2 protein-coding genes and 1 pseudogene are annotated in these 1,772 nt (G+C 40.7%); all 3 read left to right on the forward strand.

The features are described from left to right. Positions 1 to 100: 100 nt before the first annotated feature. Positions 101 to 637 carry a tyrosine-type recombinase/integrase gene (locus BCT81_RS21830; RefSeq protein WP_102425821.1) on the forward strand — a complete coding sequence of 179 codons (537 nt, stop codon included), beginning with the start codon at positions 101 to 103 and terminating at the stop codon, positions 635 to 637. 243 nt (positions 638 to 880) lie between these two features. Then, the gene (locus tag BCT81_RS21835; protein ID WP_102425822.1) at positions 881 to 1,465 is read left to right on the forward strand and encodes an NAD(P)H-dependent oxidoreductase; all 585 of its coding nucleotides are present in this window, start codon (positions 881 to 883) and stop codon (positions 1,463 to 1,465) included. A 154-nt stretch (positions 1,466 to 1,619) separates the two neighbouring features. Continuing rightward, a pseudogene (locus BCT81_RS29840) lies at positions 1,620 to 1,772 on the forward strand (transcriptional regulator); the annotation flags it as partial.

Below are 1,772 nucleotides of genomic sequence, written 5' to 3' on the forward strand. Positions count from 1 at the left end.
TACAATCGTGATGACCAAATAAGAAGGAGGTCATTATGGTGGTTTTCAACAAAACAAAACAAAACGAAGTGGCGTCAAAAAGCCTTTTCGGCTTGAGGAAATTTGGCGGATCAGAACCAGACTAGAGATTGAAAATAGTTTGATGCAGCTTGCGCTACTTAACTTAGCTATTGATAGCAAACTTAGAGCAAGTGACTTGCTCTCGCTCAGGGTTTGCGATGTATCTTCTCAAGGTAGGATATTCAGTCGTGCTAAGCATACTCAACGAAAAACAGACATTGAAGTTCAATTTGAAATAACGACAAGAACTCAACAAAGTCTAATGAAATGGATTTTGATTTCTGCTTTAGACGCCAGCGATTTTCTTTTTCCAAGCCAAAGACGAGAGCAACAACCAATTAGTTATTCGTACTATAGGTCCCTAGTCAGAAAGTGGGCATCAGATCTTGGGTTGGATTCTCATCTTTATGGTACTCACTCAATGAGGCGAACCAAAGCTACATTAGTCTATGCAAAAACGAAAAACATTCGAGTGGTGCAGCTTTTACTGGGACATACAAAGGTAGATAACACGATTCGCTATCTTGGTGTTGAACTAGAAGATGCATTATTACTTTCAGAAGACACTGATTGTTAGTTGAAAGGAGCCCTATTTCTTAGGGTTCCAATTAGCTAGTCTCTGACAGTCTGTGACCCTATATGAGTCATTCCATATACTCTTAAGAGTAGGTTACTAGAAGTATACTAATTGTAATCCAATATCAGGTAACTAATATATACCGCAAGACACAAGACACAAGACACAAGACACAAGACACAAGATACAAGAGACGAGGGTTTCATTTGTGTATCCAATCTATTTTTTGCGGAGTAATTAGCTATGAGTAACGTTCTTATCATCAATGCCCACGAACCATCACCATTTTCAGAAGGTAAACTTAACGCCTCTTTGGTAGATAAAGCGGCGACACTATTAGAGCAGAAAGGTCATTCAGTTCGCATCGTAACCATGCAAGAGGAATGGGTCGTTGATGAACAGTTAGCGCATTTTGAGTGGGCTGATCGTGTGATTCTGCAATCACCAGTAAACTGGATGACGATTCCATGGTCTTTCAAAAAATATATGGATGAAGTATTCACTGCTGGTATGGGCGGCGCATTGTGTGCTTTTGATGGTCGCAGTGCAGAAGATCCGACTAAGAACTACGGTACAGGTGGCACACGTACTAACACCAAATACATGCTTTCACTGACATTCAACGCACCAAAAGAATCTTTTGATGATCAAGATGAATTCCTATTCCAAGGAAAAGGCGTGGATGATTTAATGTTCCACATGCACGCTAACTTTCGTTTCTTTGGTATGTCAGCATTGCCGACTTTCGCTTGTTATGACGTGATGAAGAATGGCGATATTGAAAATGACTTTGCACGCTTTGAATCGCACCTTAATGAGCTATTTTAATTAACAAGACCAGTGGGGTTCGTTAATTACCTCTACTGAGAACTTAATTCAATTGGCGCGTAGTGCTATTATGGCGTAAGACTTAAACCAGATATTTGTGGCTTCTTTCAATGAGTGAGCCCCAGCTATCTGGTTTCTTGATTGGTGAGGTTGTATGAAAGCAAGAGTAGAAGTAGACCCAAAAGGGCGTAAAAACGTTATCAATGCCTGCGCTGAGCCTTGTGCGATAGAAAAAGGCATGCGGATCTTGGGTTCTAAGTGGAAAGGTTCCATCATCTACCACTTGAAAGATGGCCCTGTGAGGTTT

The organism is Vibrio sp. 10N.261.52.A1 (assembly GCF_002876325.1).
Taxonomy (GTDB): Bacteria; Pseudomonadota; Gammaproteobacteria; order Enterobacterales; family Vibrionaceae; genus Vibrio; species Vibrio chagasii.